The 367-nt window shown below is 41.4% G+C and carries 1 protein-coding gene; it reads right to left on the bottom strand.

All coding sequences use genetic code 11. The features are described 5' to 3' along the window. A partial coding sequence (locus AAEY62_RS20835; RefSeq protein WP_502935529.1) for a Ppx/GppA phosphatase family protein occupies positions 1–367 on the bottom strand: 367 nt, incomplete at both ends.

The raw sequence follows: 367 nt of genomic DNA on the forward strand, positions 1-367 counted from the left end.
GCTTATACTCTATCAATAAACCAATTTCATGAAGCTGTGCAACTGCCGTTAATAAAGGCAACCCATTAAGTGTTTTTATTGGCCAGCTTTCATTTACTTCTGATGCTAAGTTTAATACGAGACTGGCGACGCGGCTAGCTTGCTTTTGATCAACATGGTAACGATCGATAAAGCCATCGATTGTACGTTTACGAATATCGCTATTATGCAGCTCTGGTAGCATGCTGTATAAAACACCCTCACGCAGTGCTCCACCTGCTAATCCCATTTTTTCGATCTCGAGCGATTCAAATAATGCAATTAAAATGGCAAGCCCTGATACAAATACTAAACGGCGATCTTCACTTAGCCCTGGTAGGTCTAATGC

The organism is Pseudoalteromonas sp. GW168-MNA-CIBAN-0100, from assembly GCF_040309225.1.
Lineage (GTDB): Bacteria > Pseudomonadota > Gammaproteobacteria > Enterobacterales > Alteromonadaceae > Pseudoalteromonas > Pseudoalteromonas arctica.